Genomic DNA, 24069 nt, shown 5'->3' on the forward strand with positions numbered 1-24069 from the left:
CGACCACCGGGTACAGCCGAGACATGCCCGCACGCGCCGAGCCGAGGAGACACCCCGCCCCGGCCCCCCACCCCGACACCTGCCGACAGGCCCGCACATTCAGCCTCGCCGGCGATTGAGGCGCGGGTCCGGGCAGCGCCCGGCGGGGATCCGGCCGCTCCGTACACCGCCGAGCCGCCCGCAGGGCAACCGACCTAGTAGGACTTCGGTAGGCCCAGGGTTTGGTGGGAGATGAAGTTCAGGATCATCTCGCGGCTTACCGGGGCGATGCGGGACACGCGGGAGGCGGTGATGAGGGAGGCCAGGCCGTATTCGCGGGTGAGGCCGTTGCCGCCGAGGGTGTGGACCGCCTGGTCCACCGCACGTACGCAGGCCTCCGCCGCGGCGTACTTGGCCATGTTCGCCGCCTCGCCCGCCCCCATGTCGTCGCCCGCGTCGTACAGGCGGGCCGCCTTCTGCATCATCAGGCGGGCCAGTTCCAGCTCGATGTGCGCCTGGGCCAGCGGGTGGGCCACGGCCTGGTGCGCGCCGATGGGCGCCTTCCAGACCTGGCGGGTCTTCGCGTAGTCGACGGCCTTGGCGAGGGCGTACCGGCCCATCCCGATGGCGAAGGCGGCGGTCATGATCCGCTCCGGGTTGAGTCCGGCGAACAGCTGGAGCAGGCCCGCGTCCTCGTCACCCACGAGGGCGGAGGACGGCAGGCGTACGTCGTCCAGGGTGAGTTCGAACTGCTTTTCCGCGGCGGCCAGTTCCATGTCGATGACCGAGCGGGTGAAGCCGGGGGCGTCGCGCGGGACGATGAACAGACAGGGCTTGAGGGCTGGTGCGGCCCCGCTGGATGATGCGGTCTCGGTGCGGCCGACGATGAGGGTGGCGTCGGCGATGTCGACGCCGGAGATGAAGACCTTGCGGCCGGTGAGGATCCAGTCGTCGCCGTCGCGGCGGGCCGTGGTGGTGATCCGGTGGGAGTTGGATCCGGCGTCGGGTTCGGTGATGCCGAAGGCCATGGTGCGGCTGCCGTCGGCGAGGCCGGGCAGCCAGGCCCGCTTCTGGGCGTCCGTGCCGAAGCGGGCGATGACCGTGCCGCAGATGGCGGGCGAGACGACCATCATGAGGAGGGGACAGCCCGCGGCCCCGAGTTCTTCCAGGACGATGGAGAGTTCGGCGATGCCGCCGCCTCCGCCGCCGTACTCCTCGGGGAGGTTGACCCCGAGGTAGCCGAGCTTCGCGGCGTCGGCCCACAGTTCGTCGGGGTGGCCGCCTTCGCGGGCGACGCGGGCGAGGTAGTCGCGGCCGTAGCGCTGTCCGAGGGCGGCGACGGCGGCGCGCAGGGCGTTGTGCTCTTCGGTTTCGATGACGGTGCTCATGCTTGCGGTTCCTCCTGGACTACGGCGAGCAGGGCGCCGAACTCGACCTGTTGGCCGGTGGCGACGTGGAGCGCGGTGAGCGTGCCGGAGGCGGGAGCGAGGATGCGGTGCTCCATCTTCATGGCCTCCAGCCAGAGCAGGGGCTGGCCGGCGGTGACGGGGCTGCCGGGGGCCAGGCCCTCGGCGACGCGGACGACGGTGCCGGGCATGGGGGCGAGCAGCGAGCCCGGTTCGGTGCGGTCCTGGGGGTCCGGGAACCGGGGAACGGGGGTGAAGGTGTGGGCGCCTAGCGCGGAGTCCACGTAGATCTCGGTCTTGTTCGAATTTTGTTTCACGTGGAACGCACGTCGGATTCCCTCGACTTCGAGGGTGACGAGGGTGGGGGTGGTGGCTACCACGCGGATTCCGGGGTGGTTCACCGGGTGGTACTGGACCTCGTGCTCGACGCCGGCGGACCGGTAGCGGCGGGTCTGCGGCTGGGAGCGGACGTTGCGCCAGCCGCCGAGGCGGGCGGCGAGGGGGGCGTCCGGGCCGGGGGCCGCTTCGGCGAGGGCGGCGGCGAGGGCGGCCGGGGTGGCGTCCGGGGCCCCGCCGGTGAGGGTGTCGAGGTGGCGGTCGTAGAAGCCGGTGTCGAGCTGCCCGGCGCCGAACTCCGGGTGCCGCAGGGAGCGTACGAGGAGCTCGCGGTTGGTGGTGAGCCCGTGGATGCGGGCTCCGGCGAGGGCGCCGGCGAGGGCTCGGACGGCCTCGGCGCGGGTGGGGGCGTGGGCGACGACCTTGGCGAGCATGGGGTCGTAGTGGATGCCGACGGTGTCCCCGTCGGTGAAGCCGGTGTCCACGCGGATCTCGCCGGGGATGGCGAGGGTGTGCAGGGCGCCGGTCTGCGGGCGCCAGTCCTGGGCGGGGTCCTCGGCGTAGAGGCGGGCTTCGACGGCGTGGCCGGTGGGCTGCGGGGGTGCCGGGGGCAGGGCCGCGCCCTCGGCGACGCGCAGCTGGAGGGCGACGAGGTCGAGGCCGAAGACGGCTTCGGTGACGGGGTGTTCGACCTGGAGGCGGGTGTTCATCTCCAGGAAGTACGGGCGTCCGTCGGCGGTGACGAGGAACTCGACGGTGCCCGCCCCCTCGTAGGAGACCGCGCGGGCGGCGGCGACGGCTGCGGTGTGCAGGCTCTCCCGCAGGCTTTCGGGCAGGCCTGGTGCGGGGGCTTCCTCGATGACCTTCTGGTGGCGCCGCTGGAGGGAGCAGTCGCGGGTGCCCAGCGCCCAGACGGTGCCGTGGGCGTCGGCGAGGATCTGCACTTCGACGTGGCGGCCGCGTTCCACGTAGGGCTCGGCGAAGACCTCGCCGTCCCCGAAGGCGGAGCGGGCCTCGGCCGAGGCCGCGTCGAGGGCCTCCTTGAGCTGGTCGAGGTCGCGGACCACGCGCATGCCGCGGCCGCCTCCGCCGGCCGCGGCCTTCAGGAGGAGGGGCAGGTCGGCGGGGGTGGCGGTGGCCGGGTCGACGGGGTCGAGGAGGGGCACCCCGGCGGTGCGCATCAGTTCCTTGGCCCGGGTCTTGGAGGCCATGGCCTCGATGGCCGCGGGGGGCGGGCCGATCCAGGTCAGTCCGGCGGCCAGGACGTCGCGGGCGAAGTCGGCGTTCTCGGAGAGGAAGCCGTAGCCGGGGTGCACGGCGTCGGCGCCTGCGGCGAGGGCGGCCTTGATGATGAGGTCGCCGCGCAGGTAGGTGTCGGCGGGGGCCGCGCCGGGCAGCCGTACGGCCGCGTCGGCGTCGCGGACGTGCAGGGCGTCGGCGTCCGGGTCCGAGTGGACGGCGACGGTGGCCAGGCCCAGGGCGCGGGCGGTGCGGAAGATCCGGACGGCGATCTCGCCGCGGTTGGCGACGAGGAGGGAGGTCAGGTTCGTCATGTGCGGGCTCACATCCGGAAGACGCCGAAGCCGCCACGGGCGCCCTCGACGGGGGCGTTGTGGACGGCCGACAGGCACAGGCCGAGGACGGTACGGGTGTCGCGCGGGTCGATGACCCCGTCGTCGTACAGCCGCCCGGACAGGAACATCGGCAGGGACTCGGACTCGATCTGCGCTTCGACGAAGGCCCGCATCCCGGCGTCGGCCTCCTCGTCGTACGGGAGTCCCTTGGCCGCGGCCGACTGGCGGGACACGATGGAGAGCACTCCGGCCAGCTGCTGGGGGCCCATGACGGCAGACTTGGCGCTGGGCCAGGCGAAGAGGAAGCGGGGCTCGTAGGCGCGGCCGCACATGCCGTAGTGGCCGGCGCCGTAGCTGGCGCCGATGAGTACGGACAGGTGCGGGACCTTCGAGTTGGAGACCGCGTTGATCATCATCGAGCCGTGTTTGACGATGCCGCCCTGCTCGTACTCCTTGCCGACCATGTAGCCGGTGGTGTTGTGGAGGAAGAGGAGGGGGATGTCGCGCTGGTTGGCGAGCTGGATGAACTGGGCGGCCTTCTGGGACTCGGCGCTGAACAGCACGCCCTGCGCGTTGGCGAGGATGCCGACCGGGTAGCCGTGCAGGGTGGCCCAGCCGGTGACGAGGCTGGGGCCGTAGAGGGGCTTGAACTCGTCGAAGTCGGAGGCGTCGACGATCCGGGCGATGACCTCGCGCGGGTCGAAGGGGGTTTTGAGGTCGGGCGGGACGATGCCGAGGAGTTCCTCGGGGTCGTGGAGGGGTTCCTCGGCCTTCGGCGGGTCCTGGTGCGGCTTGCGGTGGTTCAGGCGGGCCACGACGCGGCGGGCCTGGCGGATGGCGTCGTACTCGTCGAGGGCGTAGTGGTCGGCGAGTCCGGAGACGCGGGCGTGCATGTCGGCGCCGCCGAGGGACTCGTCGTCGCTCTCTTCGCCGGTGGCCATCTTGACCAGGGGCGGGCCGCCGAGGAACACCTTGGAACGGTCCTTGATCATGATGGTGTGGTCGGACATGCCGGGGATGTACGCGCCTCCGGCGGTGGAGTTGCCGAAGACGACGGCGACGGTCGGGATGCCCTCGGCCGAGAGCCGGGTGAGGTCGCGGAAGACCGCGCCGCCCGGGATGAAGATCTCCTTCTGGGAGGGCAGATCGGCGCCGCCGGACTCCACGAGGCTGATGCAGGGGAGGCGGTTCTGCCGGGCGATCTCGTTGGCGCGCAGCGCCTTCTTCAGCGTCCACGGGTTGGAGGCGCCGCCGCGGACGGTGGGGTCGTTGGCGGTGATCAGGCACTCGACGCCCTCGACGGTGCCGATGCCGGTGACCATGGAGGCGCCGACGGGGTAGTCGCTGCCCCAGGCGGCGAGCGGGGACAGTTCCAGGAACGGGGTGTCGGGATCGAGGAGCAGCTCGACGCGCTCGCGCGCCAGGAGCTTGCCGCGGTCCTGGTGGCGGGCCGTGTACTTCTCACCGCCGCCCTGCAGGGCCTTGGCGTGCTCGGCGTCGAGGGCGGCGAGGCGCTCCAGCGCGGCGGTACGGGCCTGCGCGTGATCGGGGGCGTGCGGGTCGACGGTGGTGCCGAGGCGGGTCATGAGGTGGCCTCCGGGGCCGGGAGGAGGGCGAGGGGGATGTCGAGGTGGCGGGCGCGGAGCCATTCGCCGAGGGCCTTGGCCTGGGGGTCGAAGCGGTGGCCGGAGGCGACGCCGTCGCCGAGGATGCCGGTGACGGTGAAGTTCAGGGCCCTCAGCTGCGGCAGCTCGTGGCGGGCGACGGGGAGGCCGCGGGTCTCGGGGAGCAGGGCCTTGAAGACGTCCACCGTGAGGGTGTGGTGCAGCCACTCCCAGGCGGGGTCGGTCTCGACCCAGACCCCGACGTTGGCGTCGCCGCCCTTGTCGCCGCTGCGGGCCCCGGCCACTGCGCCGAGCGGCGCCCGGACGGTGGGTCCTGCCGTCGGCCCTGCGGGGGCTCCGCCCCCGGGCCCCCGTTCCTCAATCGCCGGAGGGCCTGAAAAGGAAGCCCGCGCAGCGGTCATCGGCAGCCGGGTGCCGTCCGGGAGGACCGCCACGTGCGGGACCTCGCCGGACGGGATCAGGGTCGAGGTGAAGACGCCGTAGGGCTGGGCCGGGCCGGGTGGGGCGCTGACGTGGAAGCCCGGGTAGCTGCCGAGGGCCAGTTCGATCGCCGCCGAGGTCAGGGCGCGGCCCACCCGGTCCGGGGACGGGTCGCGGACCACCAGTCGCAGCAGGGCGGAGGTCGTCTCCTGCGTGTCGGCGTCCTCGTGGTCGGTGCGGGCCAGGGTCCAGGTCGTGTCGGCCACGTCCTCCAACACCTCGGCGAGTTGGGTGCGGACGAGGTCCGCCTTGGCCTCGATGTCCAGGCCGGTCAGGACGAAGACGACCTCGTTGCGCCAGCCGCCGATCCGGGTGACGCCCACCTTGAGGGTGGGCGGCGGGGCCTCGCCGCGCACTCCCGTGACGCGTACCCGGTCGGCGCCCTCGTCGGTGAGCCGGACGGTGTCCAGGCGGGTGGTCACGTCCGGGCCGAGGTAGCGCACGCCCTGGGTCTCGTAGAGGAGTTGGGCGGTGACGGTGCCGGTGGTGACGGCTCCGCCCGTGCCGGGGTGTTTGGTGATGACCGCCGAGCCGTTCTCGGAGATCTCCGCCAGCGGGAAGCCGGGGCGGCGGACGTCGTGCCGGGCGAAGAAGGAGTAGTTGCCGCCGGTGGCCTGGGTGCCGCATTCCAGGACGTGGCCCGCGGCCACCGCCCCCGCCAGCCGGTCGTGGTCGTCCGGGGCCCAGTCGAACCACCAGGCCGCCGGGCCGCTGACCAGCGCCGCGTCCGTGACCCGGCCGGTCACCACCACGTCGGCGCCCGCCCGCAGGCAGGCCGTGATCCCGGCGCCCCCGAGATAGGCGTTGGCGGTCAGGGCCCCGTCCACCTGCGCGGTGAGGTCGTCGCCCTCGACGTGGGCGACCCGCACCGGGACGCCCGCCTTCGCCGCCAGGGCCCGTACGGCGTCGGCGAGGCCGGCCGGGTTGAGGCCGCCGGCGTTCGCGACGATCCGTACGCCGCGCTCGTGCGCGAGCCCGAGCCCCTCCTCCAGCTGGCGCAGGAAGGTCTTGGCGTAGCCGAGGTCCGGGTTCTTCAGGCGGTCGCGGCCCAGGATCAGCATGGTCAGCTCGGCCAGGTAGTCGCCGGTCAGCACGTCCAGCGGGCCGCCGGTCAGCATCTCGCGCAGGGCGCCCGAGCGGTCCCCGTAGAAGCCCGAGGCGTTGCCGATGACGAGCGGGCGCCGGGTCACCGCGCGGCTCCCGGTTCCCGGCCGGCTCCCGCCGGGCCGGCGAACGCCTGGGCGATGTCCAGCCAGCGGTCCGCGTCGGGGCCGGTCGCGGTCAGGCGCAGGTCGGCGCGGTGGGCCCGCTGGGTCACCAGGAGGCAGAAGTCGAGCGCCGGGCCGGTGATCCGCTGCGGGGCGTCCGGCGGGCCGTACGTCCACACCTGCGAGCCGTCGGGGGCCGTCAGCTCCACCCGGAACTGCCCGGCGGGCGCGGGCAGTTCGCGTACGGCGTAGGCGTAGTCGCGGGCCCGTACGCCGATCCGCGCCACGTGCCGCAGCCGCGCGGTCGGGGTGCGGCGCACGCCGACCGCGTCGGCGACGTCCTGGCCGTGGGCCCAGGTCTCCATCAACCGGGCGCTGGCCATGGAGGCGGCCTTCATCGGCGGCCCGTACCAGGGGAAGCGGGTCTCGGGCGAAGCCGCGGCCAGCGCCTCGTCGAGGGCGGCGCGCGTGGTGCGCCAGCGGGTGAGCAGCTCGGCGGGGGCCAGCTCCGCGCCCTCGCGCGCGCCCTCGTCGACGAAGGTGTCGGGAGCCTTCAGGGCTTCCTCGACCATGTGGCCGAAGCCGGTGGCGTCGGTGAGGGAGAGCAGCGAGGCCCGGTCGGTCCAGTGCAGGTGGGCGATCTGGTGGGCGACGGTCCAACCGGGCGCGGGAGTGGGCCGGGCCCAGTCTGGGACAGCCAACTCCCCAACCAAGGAGTCCAGTTCATGGCCTTCCTCGCGCAGATCTGCGAAGACGGCGACGGCTGCGTCGACGGCGGACGGATCGGGCACGGTGCGCTCCCCTTCTCGGCGTGAGGGGAAGACTGGCAGCACCCGGCAAAACAATCAAGCATGCTTGCATGATTTTCTCGGGTGGCGACGCCTTCCCGCCACCCGAGCCAAACCACCTCACCGGAAAGGCAGTTGCCGCCCCGCGCACCGGCCGCAGGTCCCGCCGCCCGGCAGCCCGCGGGAACGGCGGGGGCGATTTCGGCCGTAAGCCGGAAACTCGCGATACGTCACCGGATGTCCCGTCGATACTGAACGTTCCGCTCCGGGCCCGGGCGGGCGCACCCAGTTCGTGTCACTCGACGAAGACGACTCACTCGACTCACTCGACGAAGACGACGAAGAGGATGGACTGACGTGACTCCAGCCGCCCGCACCCCCTTCTCCCTCTATCCCGAACTCGACGCGACCGCCCTCACCGCCTTCGTCACCGCCCTGGAGAGCGGCGACGTCACCGGCCTCGCCCCCGCCCGCGCCGCCGAGATCGCCGAGGTCCGCTCGGTCGCCGTCTTCACCCGCGGCAAGGTGACCGGCGCCGACGGGGACCTCCTCGACGCCGCGCTCTGGCGGCACACCGGGACCCAGCCCCGCCCCGCGATCATCATGCCCTCACCCTGGTCCAGCCTGGGCTGGCTCCCGTACGCCGTCCAGGCCTCCCTCTTCGCCGCCCGCGGCTACAACGTCCTCGCCTACTCCGCCCGCGGCTTCGCCGGCTCCGAGGGCCAGGTCGAAGTGGCGGGTCCGCTCGACGTCGCCGACGGCAGCCGGGCCCTGGACCACCTCATCGAGCGCAGCACCGGCCCGGTGACGAAGATCGGCTTCCTCGGGGACTCGTACGGCTCGGGCATCAGCCAGCTCGTCGCCGCGCACGACACCCGCGTCGACGCCGTGGTCGCGCTCAGCACCTGGGGCGACCTCGGCGAGGCCTTCTACGAGAACTCCACCCGGCACATCGCGGCCGTACGGGCCCTGCTCGACGCGGCCGCGAAGGCCCGGCTGAGTCCGCAGACGCAGAGCGTCTTCGACAACGTCCTCGCCGACCGCGACGTCCAGGGCACCCTGCGCTGGGCGGAGACCCGCTCGCCCTTCACCCACATCAAGGAACTCAACCGCCGCCAGGTGCCGGTCTTCTTCTCGCACGCCTGGCACGAGACGCTCTTCCCGCCCAACCAGACGCTGAAGATGTTCAACGAACTGACCGGCCCCAAACGCCTCGCCGTCTCCATCGGCGACCACTCCGGCCCCGAGATGACCGGCATGCTCGGCCTGCCCAACCGGATCTGGACGGACGCCCACCGCTGGTTCGACCACCACCTCAAGGAGATCGACAACGGCATCGACGCCGAGGGCCAGGTGCTCGGCGAGATCATGTGGAGCAAAACCCTCGAACCCCGCCCCACCTGGCCCTCCCTCACCGAACGCCTGGAACGGCTGCACCTGGCGGACGACGGCGAGCTCGGCGACGAACCGCAGGCCGGCTGGACGTCGACCGTACTGTGCGGGGTGGACACCCCGGCGACCGTCGCCGACAAGGTGGTGCAGTCCGGCTACGCGGAGATCGCCGGCCGCCCGAAGATCTACCGGACCCAGGACATCGACCGCACCGTCGCCGCCGTATGGACCGCGGACCCGGCCGGGGAGACCACCCGGCTGCGCGGCATACCGCGGCTGCGCGTGACGTACCGGGCGGCGAACCCCGGATCCACCTTCGTCGCGTACCTCCTCGACACCGCTCCCGACGGCACGGCCCACATCATCACGCACGCCCCGTACACCGACCTCGACTCCCCGCCCGACAGCCTGATCAGCGCGGACATCGAACTCCAGGCCACGGCCTACGACATCCCGCGCGGCCACCGCCTGATGCTGGTGATCGACGCCCGCGACCCCTTCTACGCCGACGCCAACATGCCCCGCGCGACCCTGGCGTTCACCTCCCCGGACGCCACCCCGTCCTACCTGGACCTCCCCCTGGGCTGACCCGCCGTCGGGGCGGCTTCGGTGGGCGGGAGCTGCTCGGGCGGCATCAGGGATGTGTATGGGGGTTTCCCGTCAGTCTCATCGTCTCTCCGTGTCGGGCCGGTCCCTCAAGGGCGCTCCTTCGTCGCGTCACTGCGTGATGGCCTTCGGCCACCCTTGACCGACCGTCCCGCCCCGGAAAGTCGAAGACTGCCGGGAAGCCCCCAAAGGAACGAGCCGGGTGTTCCTTTCCAGGGACGGGCACGTCAGAGACCCCCGGGCGGGTAGAGGTGGGGCGCTCGACAGACGGGGCCCATCCGGGCCGGTAGCCGGGTCGGGCGGGGCGCGTCCGATCGCTACGCGCTCCTCATCTCCCAGCGTCCGACGACCGCCCTGGGCTGGGCATAAGCCGCCCACACCGCAAGTGCTCCTCATGGGAGGCGTCTGACGGTTGTTCGTGGTGGAGAAGTCTGGAACAGCGGCTATTCCGTAGTGGAGCCGGGTCAGCGCACACGGGTCATCCCAAAAGACCCATAAACCAGCCTGTTCGTGGAGTCGGTCCTGCGCTGGTCGACATCACACTGAGCCGGGTGGCCAAGGTGGCGGCCATGCCTCACGCAGCAGGCCCCATCAGCGCAGTAGTGGGGTACGGGTACGGGTACGTACCCTAGGAGGATGGGAAGGAGCACCACCATGCCTGATGCCAACGTCCGGATCCCTGAAGAGGCCAGGGACAGACTGGCCTCGATAGCGGCCGCCGAGGGGCTGTCCCTTCGCGCCTACCTGGCGCGCTTGGCGGAAACGCTCCTGACCCCGGCCGAGCGGGCCGAGCGGGCCGAAAAGGCACGGGCGGCCTTGGAGGAATGGAACGGCTACGCCCCCACAGCGGCCCAGCAGCAAAGCCTCGACAGCGAGCTCGACCGACGCCTTGCGCAGGCGATGCCCCAGTGACCGAGGCGATGCACATCGTCCTGGACGAGACGGCCATGGAGGCCGCCGGACTGGGCAACATCCTGGCGTCACGACTCATCCACCGCGCCCATGCCGAGGCGGGCTGGTACCTGTACGCGCCCACGTGCGCGCTCGTCGAAGCCGACCGAGCCCGCCCCGGCACCGCCGAGCACCTTGCGGCGCTTCCCGGCGTCACCGTCGTCGACCTGGACCTGCCGGCCGCACTCGTCGTGTCGAAACACGAAAGCTGGGCCGAGGCACACAGCCTGTACGTGGCACAGCCGACGCCCGACCGGCCCGAAGGCGCGGTGGTCGCCACCACGACCCCGAAGCGCTGGGCCGGACAGCCGGTCCGAGTCCTCGATCTCACCCCGTGACCACGCCCGAACCGCCGGTCGCGGTCCAGGAGAAGAGCACCCGCATGTGGTGGGCGGCCTATGCCCGACCCAAGACGGTCCGGAGACGCTGAGAAATGAGAAGCGCGTAGCGATGTGGCGCGCCCCACCGACCCGGGGTCCGGTCTGGATGGGCGGCATCTCAAGGCCGTGCCCAGCGGGATCCCCCTGGGCATCTCCGACCGCCCTGGTGGTCCCTTGTCCCCCGGCCCGTGCCTTTGGGGGCTTCCCGGCAGTCTTCGACTTTCCGGGGCGGGACGGTCGGTCAAGGGTGGCCGAAGGCCATCGCGAAGCGACGCGACGACGAAGGAGGAGCGCCCTTGAGGGACCGGCCCGACACGGAGAGACGATGAGACTGACGGGAAGCCCCCATACACATCCCTGATGCCGATCAAGCGACTCCCGCCCACCGAAGCCGACCCCGCCCAGCCGGCCATTGGCTCCGCCCAGCCTCCGAGGGGGGCGGGTGCGCAGCCACCGCCCGCGAGCGGGGGTGCCGCGGGGGCGAAGGCCCCGCGCGCGCAGCTCCCGTACCCCCTCAGCTACCCCCTCAGCCGAGCTTCGCCGTCGCCCGGAGGAGGTCCCGGAGGAGGTCGAAGTCGACCTTGGCGGGGTTGCGGAAGCGGAGGCAGACCTTGCCCATGTCGTGGGCGGCCAGGCGGTCCGCGAAGGCGTCCCGGACGTCGGTGCGCATCAGGTAGAAGGAGATGTACTGCTTCTGGTTCGCCCAGGCGATCTCACCGGCGGTCTCGCCCGCCCGCACGTACACCGGCATCCCGTACGCGATCCCCTCCTCGAACCCGGTCAGCTCCTCCAGGCACAGCTCCCGCAGCCTCACCAGGGCCTCCCGTCGGGCCTCCGGGACCGCGGCCAGGTAGGTGGCGACGTCCATCAGGCGGCCTTCTTCCGGATCTGCGAGCGGACCGCGCCCATGCTGGCCGCGATCACGAGGGCGATGGCCAGGGCGTCCAGTGCGGACATGGCCTGGTTCAGGACGAGGAAGCCCGCGGTGGCCGCGATGGCCGGCTCCAGGCTCATCAGGATCGCGAAGGTCGGGGCCGGCATCCGCCGCAGCGCGAGCAGTTCCAGCGTGTACGGCAGGACGGAGGACAGGACGGCCACGCCCACACCCAGCGCGAGCGTGCTCGGGACCAGCAGGTCCGAGCCGGCTTCGGCGATGCCCAGCGGCAGCGAGATGACCGCGGCCACCGCCATCGCCAGCGCGAGCCCGTCCGCCTGCGGGAAGCGGCGGCCCGTACGCGCGCTGAACACGATGTACGCCGCCCACATCGCGCCCGCCCCGAGCGCGTACGCCGCGCCCAGCGGGTCGAGGGAGCCGAAGCCGAGGCCGCCCCCGCCGTGCCCGGACAGCAGGATCACGCCGCCCAGCGCGAGGCCGGCCCACAGCACGTTGACCAGGCGCCGGGAGACGATGACGGAGAGGGCGAGCGGTCCGAGGACCTCCAGGGTGACGGCCGGGCCGAGCGGGATCCGGTCGATGGACTGGTAGAAGAGGCCGTTCATGCCGGCCATGGCGACGCCGAAGGCGAGCACCGTGCCCCAGTCGGAACGGGAGTAGCCGCGCACCTTCGGGCGGCACAGGATCAGCAGCACGAGCGCGGCGGCCGCGAGGCGCAGGGTGACCACGCCCGCCGCGCCCGCCCTCGGCATGATCATGACCGCGAGGGCGGCGCCGAACTGCACCGAGATGCCCGCCGAGATCACCAGCGCCACAGGACCGAGCCCAGAACCGGAGCCGGAACCAGAACCGGAGCCGGAAACGGAACCGGAACGGGAGCCCTTGGCGGTCGACGGGGCCGGTGCGGCGACGGCCGGCGAGGCCGCCGGGGAGGGCGAAGAGGAAGGTGCGGGCATCTCTCCAGACTAAGGGCCCGTAAGGAGTGTCGCCGCATGTCCTGCCTTACAACCGTGACAACACTGCCCTACAGCAGCGCTACAAACGCCCTACAACCCCTCCGCCAGGAGTTCCGCCAGGTGCCGGGCCCGCACCCCGCCCAGCTGTGCGATCTGCGTACGGCACGAGAATCCGTCCGCCTGGATCACGGCGTCCCGCGGGGCCGCGCGCAGGGACGGGAGCAGCTGTTCCTCCGCGCAGGCCACCGACACCCCGTGGTGCCCGGGCTCGAAGCCGAAGTTGCCCGCCAGCCCGCAGCAGCCCCCGCTGAGCTCCCCCACCAGCCCGGCCCGCTCGCGCAGCCGCCGGTCGGGGCCGTCCCCGAGCACCGCGTGCTGGTGGCAGTGGGTCTGGCCGACCACCTCCTGGTCCAGGCGCGGCGGCCGCCAGGCCGGGGCGTGCTCCTCCAGGGTCTCGGCGAAGGTCCGCACCGCCCCCGCGAGGCGGGCCGCGCGGGGGTCGTCGGGGAGCAGCGCGGGCAGGTCGGTGCGCAGGGCCGCAGCGCAGCTCGGCTCCAGCACCACCACGGGCCCTGGTACGTCTCCCAGTGCGTCCAGCGTCCGGCGCAGGACCTTGCGGGCCCGGTCGAGGCGACCCGTGGACACGTACGTCAGGCCGCAGCAGACCCGGCCGCCGCGGGGGACGGGGACGGACACGTCCAGCCCGGCCGCCCGCAGCACGCGGAGCGCGGCGTGGCCGGCCTCGGGGGCGAGGTACTCCGTGAACGTGTCCGGCCAGAGGGTGACGGATCTCCCCGGCCCCGACCGCCCCGACGCCACCGACCGCCCCGACGGCCCCGATGACCCCGACGCCACCGACCGCCCCCACCACCGCGTGAACGGCTCCCGCGCCAGCTCCGGCAGGCGGCCGCCCCGGTCCCGGTCCAGCCCCGGCACGGGGACGTACCGGGCCAGGGCGTTGACCGCCCCCGCCGCCCGCAGGGCGGCGATCAGCCGGAGCCAGCCCGGCAGGCCGCCCAGGGTGTAGTGGGACAGCGGGCGGATCCGGCCCGCCCAGTGGCGGTGCAGGAATTCCGCCTTGTACGCGGCCATGTCCACGCCCACCGGGCAGTCGCTGCGGCAGCCCTTGCACCCCAGGCACAGGTCCAGCGCCTCGGCGACCTCCGCCGAGCGCCAGCCGTCGGTGACGATCTCCCCGGCCAGCATCTCGTGCAGCAGCCGGGCCCGGCCCCGCGTGGAGTGCCGTTCCTCCCCCGTGACCCGGTACGACGGGCACATCACCGAGGCGCCGCCACCCGTATCCGCGGTCCGGCACTTCGCGACGCCCACGCACCGCGCCACCTCGCCCGCGAACGAGGTGGCGGGCAGCACCGCGAAGCGCAGGTTCTCGTCGAGTCGCGCCGGCCTGACCAGCATCCCCGGGTTCATCCCGCCCGCTGGGTCCCACACGTCCTTGTACGCGCCGAAGAGCCGGACCACCTCCGTCCCGTACATCTTCGGCAGCAGCTCCGCCCGCGCCTGCCCGTCCCCGTGCTCGCCCGACAGGGATCCGCCGTGCGCGACGACGAGATCGGCCAGTTCCCCGGAGAAGTCCCGGAAGCGGGCGATGCCCGCCGCCGACACCAGGTCGAAGTCGATCCGTACGTGCACGCAGCCCTCGCCGAAGTGCCCGTACGGGGATCCGCGCAGCCCGTGCGCCGCCAGCAGCGCCCGGAACTCCCTCAGGTACGCCCCCAGCCGGGCCGGAGGCACCGCGCAGTCCTCCCACCCCGGCCAGGCCATCCCGCCACCCGGCATGCGGGTCGCCGTGCCCGCCGCGTCCTCGCGGATCCGCCACAGTGCCCGCTGCCCGGCCGGATCGGTGACGACCGTCGCGTCCACCGCGTCGGCGGCCCGCAGCAGGGCCCGCGCCCCGCCCTCGTCCGGCATCTCCACGAACAGCCACGCCCCGCCCCGGGGCAGCTCCGCGGCCGTGCCGCCCACCAGGTCCTCGGCCATCCCCTCCACCGTCAGCGGCCCGTACGGCAGCAGCCCGGCCGCCGCGTCCGCCGCCGCGCTCTCGTCCGCGTACCCGAGCACCGCGAGCACCGGCGCGCGCGGCGCCTCCACCAGGCGCACCACCGCCTCCGTCACCACCCCGAGCGTGCCCTCGCTCCCGCAGAACGCCCGCGCCAGCTGCACCCCGCGCTCGGGCAGCAGCGCGTCGAGGCCCCCGTAGCCGGAGATCCGCCGCAAGAAGCCGGGCGGCATCCCGGCGGGTGTCATCCCGGTGCGCAACAGCCCCAGATGTGTGGTGACCAGCTCCCGCAGGCCCGCCGGGGCGCCGTCCCAGCCCGTCGCGATCCGGTGCGCGGTGCCCCCGTACGCGGTCACGGCCAGCTCGGTCACGTTGTCCGCGGTGGTGCCCCAGGCCACCGAGTGGGCCCCGCACGCGTTGTTGCCGATCATGCCGCCGAGGGTGCAGCGGGAGTGTGTGGACGGGTCGGGCCCGAAGGTCAGCCCGTACGGGCGCACCGCGTCCCGCAGCCGGTCGAGGACCAGCCCGGGCTGGACCACGGCCGTCCCGGCCGCCGGGTCCACCGACACGAGGCCGTTCATGTGCCGGGTGAGGTCGAGGACCACGCCCACCCCGGTGGCCTGGCCGGCGATGGACGTCCCGCCGCCGCGCGGCACGACCGGGACCCCGGCCTCGGCGCACACCGCGAGGGCGGCCGCCACGTCGCCGGCGTCGCGCGGGGCGACCACACCCACCGGGACACGCCGGTAGTTCGAGGCGTCCATGGTGGTCAGGGCGCGTGCGGCGGCGCCGAAGTCGATCTCCCCGCGCAGGTTCTCCCGCAAGGTCCGTTCGAGTTCACCGGGTGGCGTCACGGCCCCACCCTCCCACCGGCCGGACCCGTCTCATCGGGTGGACGCGCTTCCGAGGCGCGGACCGGGACCCGATACGCTCCGCTCGTGGCTGAGATCCAGATTCCCGCTGACATCAAGCCCGCCGACGGACGCTTCGGCGCGGGCCCCTCCAAGGTGCGGACCGAGGCGCTGGACGCCCTCGCCGCCACCGGTACCTCCCTGCTCGGAACCTCACACCGCCAGGCCCCGGTCAAGAACCTGGTCGGCTCGGTGCGCCAGGGCCTCCGGGACCTCTTCTCCCTCCCCGAGGGGTACGAGGTGATCCTGGGCAACGGCGGCTCCACCGCCTTCTGGGACATCGCGACCGCCGGTCTGATCGAGCGGAAGTCCCAGCACCTCACCTTCGGCGAGTTCTCCTCGAAGTTCGCCACGGCCGCGAAGCTCGCGCCGTGGCTGGACGCGCCGTCCGTGATCTCCTCCGACCCGGGCACGCACCCGGAGCCGGTGGCCGAGGCGGGCGTGGACGTGTACGCGTACACCCACAACGAGACCTCGACGGGTGTGGCGGCGCCGATCAAGCGCGTCGCGGGCGCCGACGGTGCTGACGAGGGGTCCCTCGTTCTGGTGGACGCGACCTCGGGTGCCGGCGGTCTGCCGGTGGACATCACCGAGACGGACGTCTACTACTTCGCGCCGCAGAAGTCGTTCGCCTCGGACGGCGGCCTGTGGCTGGCCGCGTTCTCCCCGGCCGCCCTGGAGCGCGCCGCCCGCGTGCACGCCTCCGGCAGCCGGCACATCCCGGAGTTCTTCTCGCTGCCGACGGCGATCGACAACTCGCTGAAGAACCAGACGTACAACACCCCGGCGCTGTCCACCCTGTTCCTGCTGGACCAGCAGCTGCAGTGGATGAACAGCCAGGGCGGCCTGGAGTTCACCACCGGCCGTACGGCGGCCAGTGCGCGCAACCTGTACGGCTGGGCGGAGGCGTCCAAGTACGCGACCCCGTTCGTCGTGGACGCCGACAAGCGCTCGTCCGTCATCGGCACGATCGACTTCTCGGACGACATCGACGCGGCGGCCGTCGCCAAGGTGCTGCGCGCCAACGGGATCGTGGACACCGAGCCGTACCGCAAGCTCGGCCGCAACCAGCTGCGTATCGCGATGTTCCCGGCGATCGACCCGGCGGACGTCCAGGCGCTGACGGCCTGCATCGACCACGTGATCGAGAAGCTCTGACCATCACCCGCCCGGTACGACGTGAAGCCCCCGGTGACCTGCCGTCGCCGGGGGCTTCGGCGTTCCCCGGACACCGCGAGGCCACCGGCGTGGGGGGTTCCCCGCACGCGGTACCTTCAGGGGTCCGGCGGCGATTCTTGGAGGCAGCGGCGTGAGCGTGCGAGTGACGGCGGCCCAGAGCGGTGTGGACCCCTTCGGCACGGCCCGGCTGCGGCGCGGGGTGCTCGACGCGTGGGGTGCGGGCCCGGCCCGGTTCCGCGAGGACGCCAACGCCGAGGAGGACCTGGCGCTCGGCGGCTACCGCGACCGGCTCGTCATCGAGCTGGCGCAGAACGCCGCCGACGCCGCGGCCCGGGCCCAGGTGCCCGGCCGGCTGCGGCTCACCCTGCACGCGGGCGAGGGCGGGCACGCGCTGCTGGCCGTCGCCAACACCGGTGCCCCGCTGGACGCGACGGGCGTGGAGTCGCTGAGCACCCTGCGCGCCTCCGCCAAGCGGGAGCCCGCCGGCGACAGCGTCGGCCGGTTCGGCGTCGGCTTCGCGGCCGTGCTGGCCGTCTCCGACGAACCCGCGGTGCTCGGCCGCCACGGCGGGGTGCGCTGGTCCCTGGCCGAGGCCCGGGAACTGGCCCGGGGCGCCGCCGTCGGCAGCCCCGGCCTCGGCGACGAACTGCGCCGCCGCGACGGGCACGTTCCGCTGCTGCGCCTCCCGCTGCCCGCCGAGGGCACCGCCCCCGAGGGCTACGACGCGGTCGTGGTCCTCCCGCTGCGCGACGCCGCCGCCGAGGGTCTGGTGGAACGGCTGCTGGCGGGCGTCGACGACGCACTGCTGCTCACCCTGCCCGGGCTGCGCGAGGTCGTCGTGGAGACCCCGTCCGAGGGTGCGCGCACCCTGTACCGGCGCGACGAGGGCCCGTACACGGTCATCGAGGACACCACCGCCTCCGGTACGGTCACCCACCGCTGGCGCACCGTCCGCCACGGCGGCCCCATCGAGCGCGCGCTGCTCGCCGACCGGCCCGTCGAGGAGCGGCTGCGGCCCGCCTGGGCGGTGTCCTGGGCCGTGCCCGTCGACTCCGACGGCGCCCCGGTCCGCCCGGTCACGGCCCCCGTGGTGCACGCGCCGACCCCCACCGACGAGCCGCTGGGCATCCCGGCGCTGCTCATCGCGACCCTTCCGCTGGACACCACCCGCCGGCACCCCGCGCCGGGACCGCTGACCGACTTCCTCGTGGAGCGCGCGGCCGACGCGTACGCCGAACTCCTCGGCGCCTGGGACCCGGTGACCACCGCCCTCGTGGACCTGGTGCCCGGCCCGCTCGGCAAGGGCGAGCTGGACGGGGCCCTGCGCGCGGCCGTGCTCCAGCGCCTGCCCCGTACCGCTTTCCTCGCACCGGCCGCGCCGCCCGAGCACGCGGAGGAGCGCGCCGCCCTGCGCCCCTTCGAGGCCGAGGTGGTGGAGGGCGCGGGCGCCGACACCGTACGCGTCCTCGCCGAGGTCCTGCCGACCCTGCTGCCGGCCGGCCTGGAGCGCCGGTCCGAGCTGCGCACCCTGGGGGTGGGCCGGCTCCCGCTGGGCGATGCCATCGAGCGGATCGCGGGCATCGAGCGGACCCCCGAGTGGTGGCACCGGCTCTACGACAGCCTCGCCGGGGTGGACCCCGACCGGCTGTCGGGGCTGCCCGTGCCGCTCGCCGACGGCCGCACCTCGATCGGGCCCCGGCACATCCTGCTGCCCGGCGCGGACACGCCGGCGAGCCTGGCCCGGCTGGGCCTGAAGGTGGCCCACCCGGACGCGGCGCACCCGCTGCTGGAGAAGCTCGGCGCGCTCCCGGCCACGGCGCGGGCGGTCCTGACGACCCCGCAGGTGCGGGCGGCCGTCGCCGCCTCCCTCGACGCGGGGGAGATCTGGGACGAGGACGCCGACACCCTGGACGCCGACGAGCTAGCCGAGGTGGTCCTCGGGCTGGTCCGGGACGCCGATCTGGCACCGGGGGACGAGCCCTGGCTCGGCGCGCTGGCCCTGCCGGACGAGGACGGGGAACTGGTCCCGGCGGGCGAGCTCCTGCTGCCGGGCAGCCCGCTGGCCTCGGTGATCCGCGAGGACGAGGTCCCGTACGTGGACGCGGACCTCGCCGAGCGGTGGGGCGCGGGTCCGCTCACCGCGTGCGGGGTCCTGGCCACCTTCCAGCTGGTCCGCGCCACCGACGTGGTCCTCGACCCGGACGAACTGGAACCGCGCGAGGGTGACTTCGCCGAGCCCGACGACGCGGGCCTGCTGGACGCGGTGGACGTGTGGTGCGAGGACGTCCTGGACCAGCTGCCGGACACCCCGGTCCCGCCGGTGGCGACCGAGCTGATCGCCGTCCGGGACCTCGACCTCGTCGACGACGACTGCTGGCCGCAGGCCCTCGCCATGCTCGCGCAGCCGCCGCTGCGTGACGCGCTGACCCAGCCCGTGCGGATCCTGTTGCCGGACGGCACCACGCAGTCGGTGCGCCCGTACACCGCCTGGTGGCTGCGCGACCACCCGGTGCTCGACGGCCGCCGCCCGGCGGGCCTGCGCGCGGCGGGCGGCGACCCACTGCTGGCGGGCCTCTACACCTCCGCGGACGCCACGGGCTTCGAGGACGAGCAGGTCCTGCGGGCCCTGGGCGTACGCACCTCCGTGCCGGCCCTGCTGGACGAGCCCGGCGGCGCCGCCGAACTGCTGGCCCGGCTCGCCGACCCGGACCGCGAGGTCACCGGCCACCAGCTGCACGGCCTGTACGGTGCGCTGGCCGATCTGGACCCCGAGCAGGTCACCCTCCCGGACGAGCTGCGCGCGGTGGTGGACGGCGAGGTGCTCGTGGTGGACGCGGCCGACGCGGTGATCGCGGACGCCCCGGACCTGCTCCCGCTGACGGCGGGGCTCCCGCTGCTGCCGGTCCCGCCGTCGCGTGCGGCGGATCTCGCGGAGCTGCTCCAGGTCCGCCGCCTCTCGGAGACGGTTCCGGCGGAGGTGACCACGCCCGGCGAGGAGCACGAGGTGCCGGAGTCGGTGCTCGTGCTGCTGGGTCCGGCCACTCCGGCGACGTACATCGAGCACGAGGAGCTGGTCGCGGGCGGCACGGAGCTCGACTGGCGCCGCACCCCCGACGGCACGCTCCACGCGTCCACGCTGGAGGGCGTGGCCGCCGGCCTTGCCTGGTCGGCGGGCCAGTGGCCGCGCCGCTTCGAGGTGGCGGCGCTGCTGGAGGACCCGTCGCGTACGGCGGAACTGGCGCGGGACCGCTGGTTCGACTGACCGGAGGGGGGCCGGAAGGGGGCCGGAAGCGGGCCGGAAGCGGGCCAGGAGCGGGCCGGGAGCCGGGCGCGCGGGCGCCCGGAAACCGTGCGCTCCCTTTGACAGGCGGCACGTGCCGACTCAGACTGATCAGTGCTTTCGTCCGACCGGCGGATCCACGACCAAGAAGAGAACGCGCCCTCAGGGAATCGTTCAGGGGGAGCGTCATGCCCGACAGGAGAGCCCGTTCGGCCGGCTTCCGGTGGTCCCACGGGCCGGTGTCCGAGCTGTTTTCCGGCCGGAACAACAGCCTGGGCCTCCTGCGGCTGTTCCTCGCGTCCGCCGTCGTGGTCTCGCACGCGGGCATCCTGGGCTTCGGCAGCCATGAGTTCGGTCACAGCTTCTCGCAGGGGCAGATAGACCTCGGGAAGATGGCCGTCTTCGGCTTCTTCTTCCTCTCCGGCATCCTCGTGACGCGCAGCGGGAACCGGCTGCCCGTCGGCCGCTTCCTGTGGCACCGCGCGCTGCGGCTGCTGCCCGGCTTCTGGGTCTGCATGGCCGTCACGGCCTTCGCCGTGGCCCCTTACCTGTACTGGCGTCAGCACGGCAGCACGGCAGGGTTCTGGGACCACCCGCAGGGGCCCTTCGCCTATGTCGAGGCGAACTGGGCCGTCGGCGTCGGGCAGTGGGGGATCTCCGGTGTGATGGAGACCGGCGCCACCAAGGGGCTCACGCACAACGCGGCGATGAACGGCGCCCTGTGGTCGCTGGCCTACGAGATCCTCTGCTACCTCGGGGTCGGCCTGCTCGCGCTGGGCGGCTCGCTGGTGCGCTCCCGGCGGACCGTCCTGGCGGTGGCGGTGATCCTGGGCGGCCTGGTCGTCGGTGACGCCGTCGGCAACCGGCTGAACGCCGGGGCCGGGGCGGCGGCGCACGGCGGTGACCTGGTCATCCCGCTGATGGGCCCCCACAGCGTGAACTACATGATCTACCTCGGTTTCGCCTTCGCCCTCGGTGCGGTGCTGGAGGTCTACAAGGAGCGGGTCCCGGTCAGCGACCCGCTGGCGGCCCTCAGCGCCGTGGTGTTCGTGCTGACCCTGCACTACGGGTACTTCTTCGCCCTGGGTGTGCCGGCCTTCTGCTACCTGCTGCTGTGGCTGGCCATCCGGCTGCCCAAGCCGTTCCAGCGGATCGGCGCCAAGCACGACTACTCGTACGGCATCTACATCTACGGCTTCCTCGTGCAGCAGTCGCTGGCCGTCCTCGGTGGCGCGCGCTGGGGTTTCGCCGCCTACCTGGCGCTCTCCCTGGCCGGTGCGCTGTTCGCGGCGGTGCTCTCCTGGCACCTGGTCGAACGCCCGGCGATGCGCCTGAAGGACATCGGCGGCGCCCGGCGCCGGTCCCCGCACGACGTCCCGGCCCCCCGGCAGGGCGCCACCGCCGAGGACCAGAAGCCCGTATCGGTCTCCTGACCCCGGACCCGGACCCGGACCCGGCCCGGACCGGCCCCGGTCAGGCCGGGAACTTGTGGTCGACCCACCTGAAGGTGAACTCGATCAGGACGGCCGCGCCCACGGCGACGGCCACCGCGATCCACGGCACCATGACGCCCACCAGCTTGAGCTGGAAGAAGTCCTGCAGCCACGGCACGACGAGGACGATCAGGAACGCCCCGCCCATCGCGCCGACCAGGGCCACCCGCCACCACGTGTACGGGCGGGCGATGATCGCCAGTACCCACATGGACGTCAGGAACAGCGTCAGCGTGGCCGCGCTGGACTCGGCTTCGAGGGCGCCCTGGCCCGTGTAGTGGTGGCGGGCGATCAGGTACGAGACGAAGGTGGCCACGGCCGCGATGACGCCGCCGGGGATGGCGTACCGCATCACCCGCTTCACGAAGTGCGGTTTCGCGCGTTCCTTGTTCGGAGCCAGGGCCAGGAAGAAGGCCGGGATGCCGATGGTGAGCGTGGACAGCAGCGTCAGGTGGCGGGGCAGGAAGGGGTACTCGACCTGCGAGCAGACCACGAGGATGGCCAGCAGCACCGAGTAGACCGTCTTCGTGAGGAAGAGGGTGGCCACGCGGGTGATGTTGCCGATGACCCGGCGGCCCTCGGCGACCACCGAGGGCAGGGTCGAGAAGCTGTTGTTGAGGAGGACGATCTGGGCCACCGCCTTCGTCGCCTCCGAGCCCGAGCCCATGCTGACGCCGATGTCGGCGTCCTTGAGGGCGAGCACGTCGTTGACCCCGTCGCCCGTCATGGCGACCGTGTGGCCCTTGGACTGGAGGGCCCCCACCATGTCCCGCTTCTGCTGCGGGCTCACCCGTCCGAAGACCGAGTTGTCGTCGAGGACCTTCGCCATGCCTGCCTGGTCGGTGGGGAGCCCCCGGGCGTCCACGGTGTTCTCCGCGCCCGGCAGACCCAGCTTGCCGGCGACCGCGCCGACGGAGACCGCGTTGTCGCCGGAGATGACCTTCGCCCTGACGTTCTGGTCCTCGAAGTAGCGCAGCGTGTCGGCGGCGTCGGGTCGCAGCCGCTGTTCCAGGACGACGAGGGCGGTCGGCCGGACCCCGGTGGCGACGGCCGGGTCGTCGAGCTCGCGGGCGGAGCGGGCCAGCAGGAGGACGCGCAGTCCCTGCTCGTTGAGGGCGTCGATCTCGTCGAGGGCCGGGTCCCCGGCGGGGAGCAGCACGTCGGGGGCGCCGAGCAGCCAGGTGTTGTTCTCGCCGTCGCCCTCGCTGAAGCTGGCGCCGCTGTACTTGCGGGCGGAGGAGAAGGGCAGGGACTCGGTGCAGCGCCACTCCGCGCTGTCCGGGTAGGCGTCGATGACCGCCTGGAGGCTGGCGTTGGGGCGCGGGTCGGATTCCCCGAGCGCGCCGAGCACCTTCTTGACGTACGCCGGCTCCGCGCCGCCGAGCGGGCGCAGCTCGGTGACGTCCATGCCGCCCTCGGTGAGGGTGCCGGTCTTGTCGAGGCAGACCACGTCGACGCGGGCGAGGCCTTCGATGGCGGGCAGCTCCTGGACCAGGCACTGCTTGCGGCCGAGCCGGATGACGCCGATCGCGAAGGCCACGGAGGTGAGCAGGACGAGCCCCTCGGGGATCATCGGGACGATGCCGCCGACGGTCCGGGCGATGGAGTCCTTGAGGTTGTTGTCCTTGACGAGGAGCTGGCTGATGATCAGGCCGATCGAGGTCGGGATCATCATCCAGGTGACGTACTTGAGGATGGTGGAGATGCCGGAGCGCAGCTCGGAGTGGACGAGCGTGAAGCGGGAGGCCTCTTCGGCCAACTGGGCGGCGTAGGCCTCGCGGCCGACCTTGGTGGCGGTGAAGGCGCCGCCGCCGGCGACGACGAAGGAGCCGGACATGACCGGGTCGCCGGGCTTCTTCAGGACGGGGTCGGCCTCGCCGGTGAGCAGGGACTCGTCGATCTCCAGGCCGTCGGCCTCGCCGACGGATCCGTCGACGACGACCTTGTCGCCGGGGCCGAGTTCGATGACGTCGCCGAGGACGATCTCGGAGGTGGAGATCTCGGCGGTCCGTCCGTCGCGGCGCACGCTGGGTTTGACCTCGCCGATGACGGCGAGGCTGTCGAGGGTCTTCTTGGCGCGCAGTTCCTGGATGATGCCGATGCCGGTGTTGGCGACGATCACGAAGCCGAAGAGGCTGTCCTGGATCGGCGCGACGACGAGCATGATCGCCCAGAGGACGCCGATGATCGCGTTGAACCGGGTGAAGACGTTAGCGCGGACGATGTCGGTGGTGGAGCGGCTGCTGCGGACGGGAACGTCGTTGACCTCGCCCCGCGCGACGCGCTCGGCGACCTCGGCGGTGCTCAGCCCGCCCGGCTTGAAGCGGGGCGCGGGCGGTCGCACCGGGTGTACGGGGTCCAGCTCCGCTCCCGCGTCGATGGCGGGGGCGGCCGTCCCACCACCCGGCTCCGGCCCGTCGGATTCGGTTCCAGCCCGCTGCGTCATGCCTTCGACGTTAAAGGCGGTTCGAACAGTTCACCCGCCGAGCAGCAGGAAGATCCGACCTCAGGATGACCCGAATCGTCCCCTGGTAGCGCCGTGGGCCGTGCCGTGGGGCGGGGACACTCCGGGACGTCCCCGCAGGCCGGGCGAACCCACCGCCGAACCACGGG

The 24069-nt window shown here is 73.1% G+C and carries 15 protein-coding genes; 6 read left to right on the forward strand and 9 right to left on the reverse strand.

Annotated elements, in window-relative coordinates; genetic code table 11:
- Positions 1-194: 194 nt before the first annotated feature.
- The 5 genes from ACZ4YL_RS40500 to ACZ4YL_RS40520 form a co-directional block, all read right to left on the reverse strand.
- Positions 195-1367 carry an acyl-CoA dehydrogenase family protein gene (locus tag ACZ4YL_RS40500; protein WP_468123453.1) on the reverse strand — a complete coding sequence of 391 codons (1173 nt, stop codon included), beginning with the start codon at positions 1365-1367 and terminating at the stop codon, positions 195-197.
- Positions 1364-3274, reverse strand: a complete 1911-nt coding sequence (locus ACZ4YL_RS40505; RefSeq protein ID WP_468123455.1) for an acetyl/propionyl/methylcrotonyl-CoA carboxylase subunit alpha — start codon at positions 3272-3274, stop codon at positions 1364-1366. The genes ACZ4YL_RS40500 and ACZ4YL_RS40505 overlap by 4 nt, the downstream gene beginning before the upstream one ends.
- Before the next feature lie 8 nt (positions 3275-3282).
- Complete coding sequence (locus tag ACZ4YL_RS40510; RefSeq protein ID WP_468123457.1) at positions 3283-4881, reverse strand: acyl-CoA carboxylase subunit beta; 1599 nt, start codon at positions 4879-4881, stop codon at positions 3283-3285.
- Positions 4878-6518, reverse strand: a complete 1641-nt coding sequence (locus ACZ4YL_RS40515) for an acyclic terpene utilization AtuA family protein (protein ID WP_468123486.1) — start codon at positions 6516-6518, stop codon at positions 4878-4880. Before ACZ4YL_RS40515 ends, ACZ4YL_RS40510 begins: the two co-directional genes overlap by 4 nt.
- A 68-nt stretch (positions 6519-6586) precedes the next feature.
- Positions 6587-7399 (reverse strand): TIGR03084 family metal-binding protein, encoded by an 813-nt coding sequence (locus tag ACZ4YL_RS40520; protein WP_468123459.1) that lies wholly within the window; start codon positions 7397-7399, stop codon positions 6587-6589.
- A gap of 354 nt (positions 7400-7753) precedes the next feature.
- On the opposite strand from ACZ4YL_RS40520, the gene ACZ4YL_RS40525 reads away from it, so the two are divergent.
- The 3 genes from ACZ4YL_RS40525 (at position 7754) to ACZ4YL_RS40535 (ending at position 10683) form a co-directional block, all read left to right on the forward strand.
- Positions 7754-9376 carry a CocE/NonD family hydrolase gene (locus tag ACZ4YL_RS40525; RefSeq protein WP_468123460.1) on the forward strand — a complete coding sequence of 541 codons (1623 nt, stop codon included), beginning with the start codon at positions 7754-7756 and terminating at the stop codon, positions 9374-9376.
- 672 nt (positions 9377-10048) lie between these two features.
- The gene (locus ACZ4YL_RS40530) at positions 10049-10306 is read left to right on the forward strand and encodes a hypothetical protein (RefSeq protein WP_468123462.1); all 258 of its coding nucleotides are present in this window, start codon (positions 10049-10051) and stop codon (positions 10304-10306) included.
- On the forward strand, positions 10303-10683 hold the full coding sequence (locus ACZ4YL_RS40535; RefSeq protein ID WP_468123463.1) for a PIN domain-containing protein: 381 nt from the start codon (positions 10303-10305) through the stop codon (positions 10681-10683). The genes ACZ4YL_RS40530 and ACZ4YL_RS40535 overlap by 4 nt, the downstream gene beginning before the upstream one ends.
- A gap of 568 nt (positions 10684-11251) precedes the next feature.
- On the opposite strand, the gene ACZ4YL_RS40540 is transcribed toward ACZ4YL_RS40535, so the two are convergent.
- The 3 genes from ACZ4YL_RS40540 to ACZ4YL_RS40550 all read right to left on the reverse strand — a co-directional run bounded on the left by ACZ4YL_RS40540 (position 11252) and on the right by ACZ4YL_RS40550 (position 15447).
- Positions 11252-11593 carry a DUF1801 domain-containing protein gene (locus tag ACZ4YL_RS40540; protein ID WP_468123465.1) on the reverse strand — a complete coding sequence of 114 codons (342 nt, stop codon included), beginning with the start codon at positions 11591-11593 and terminating at the stop codon, positions 11252-11254.
- Positions 11593-12576 (reverse strand): EamA family transporter, encoded by a 984-nt coding sequence (locus ACZ4YL_RS40545; RefSeq protein ID WP_468123467.1) that lies wholly within the window; start codon positions 12574-12576, stop codon positions 11593-11595. The genes ACZ4YL_RS40540 and ACZ4YL_RS40545 overlap by 1 nt, the downstream gene beginning before the upstream one ends.
- Before the next feature lie 90 nt (positions 12577-12666).
- Entirely contained in the window at positions 12667-15447 is a 2781-nt protein-coding gene (locus tag ACZ4YL_RS40550) for an FAD-binding and (Fe-S)-binding domain-containing protein (RefSeq protein WP_468123469.1), read from the reverse strand.
- An 84-nt stretch (positions 15448-15531) separates the two neighbouring features.
- On the opposite strand from ACZ4YL_RS40550, the gene serC reads away from it, so the two are divergent.
- The 3 genes from serC to ACZ4YL_RS40565 all read left to right on the forward strand — a co-directional run bounded on the left by serC (position 15532) and on the right by ACZ4YL_RS40565 (position 21396).
- Positions 15532-16662: a phosphoserine transaminase gene (gene serC, locus ACZ4YL_RS40555; protein WP_373044773.1), complete on the forward strand. Its 1131-nt coding sequence runs from the start codon at positions 15532-15534 to the stop codon at positions 16660-16662.
- A 151-nt stretch (positions 16663-16813) separates the two neighbouring features.
- The gene (locus ACZ4YL_RS40560; protein WP_468123470.1) at positions 16814-19945 is read left to right on the forward strand and encodes a sacsin N-terminal ATP-binding-like domain-containing protein; all 3132 of its coding nucleotides are present in this window, start codon (positions 16814-16816) and stop codon (positions 19943-19945) included.
- Positions 19946-20151: 206 nt separating this feature from the next.
- Positions 20152-21396: an acyltransferase family protein gene (locus ACZ4YL_RS40565; protein ID WP_468123472.1), complete on the forward strand. Its 1245-nt coding sequence runs from the start codon at positions 20152-20154 to the stop codon at positions 21394-21396.
- Positions 21397-21436: 40 nt separating this feature from the next.
- Here the strand turns inward: ACZ4YL_RS40565 and ACZ4YL_RS40570 are convergent, their stop codons facing one another.
- The gene (locus ACZ4YL_RS40570) at positions 21437-23902 is read right to left on the reverse strand and encodes a cation-translocating P-type ATPase (protein WP_468123474.1); all 2466 of its coding nucleotides are present in this window, start codon (positions 23900-23902) and stop codon (positions 21437-21439) included.
- Between the last annotated feature and the right edge of the window lie 167 nt (positions 23903-24069).

It is taken from the genome of Streptomyces sp. NPDC030021 (assembly GCF_055574035.1).

What these genes read in the sequence shown, in the direction of transcription:
- ACZ4YL_RS40570 (WP_468123474.1), bottom strand. Translation starts at nt 23,902, where the DNA reads ATGACGCAGCGGGCTGGAACCGAATCCGACGGGCCGGAGCCGGGTGGT.
- ACZ4YL_RS40530 (WP_468123462.1), top strand. Translation starts at nt 10,049, where the DNA reads ATGCCTGATGCCAACGTCCGGATCCCTGAAGAGGCCAGGGACAGACTG.
- ACZ4YL_RS40500 (WP_468123453.1), bottom strand. Translation starts at nt 1,367, where the DNA reads ATGAGCACCGTCATCGAAACCGAAGAGCACAACGCCCTGCGCGCCGCC.
- ACZ4YL_RS40545 (WP_468123467.1), bottom strand. Translation starts at nt 12,576, where the DNA reads ATGCCCGCACCTTCCTCTTCGCCCTCCCCGGCGGCCTCGCCGGCCGTC.
- ACZ4YL_RS40540 (WP_468123465.1), bottom strand. Translation starts at nt 11,593, where the DNA reads ATGGACGTCGCCACCTACCTGGCCGCGGTCCCGGAGGCCCGACGGGAG.
- ACZ4YL_RS40565 (WP_468123472.1), top strand. Translation starts at nt 20,152, where the DNA reads ATGCCCGACAGGAGAGCCCGTTCGGCCGGCTTCCGGTGGTCCCACGGG.
- ACZ4YL_RS40510 (WP_468123457.1), bottom strand. Translation starts at nt 4,881, where the DNA reads ATGACCCGCCTCGGCACCACCGTCGACCCGCACGCCCCCGATCACGCG.
- ACZ4YL_RS40515 (WP_468123486.1), bottom strand. Translation starts at nt 6,518, where the DNA reads ATGCTGACCGGCGGCCCGCTGGACGTGCTGACCGGCGACTACCTGGCC.
- ACZ4YL_RS40505 (WP_468123455.1), bottom strand. Translation starts at nt 3,274, where the DNA reads ATGACGAACCTGACCTCCCTCCTCGTCGCCAACCGCGGCGAGATCGCC.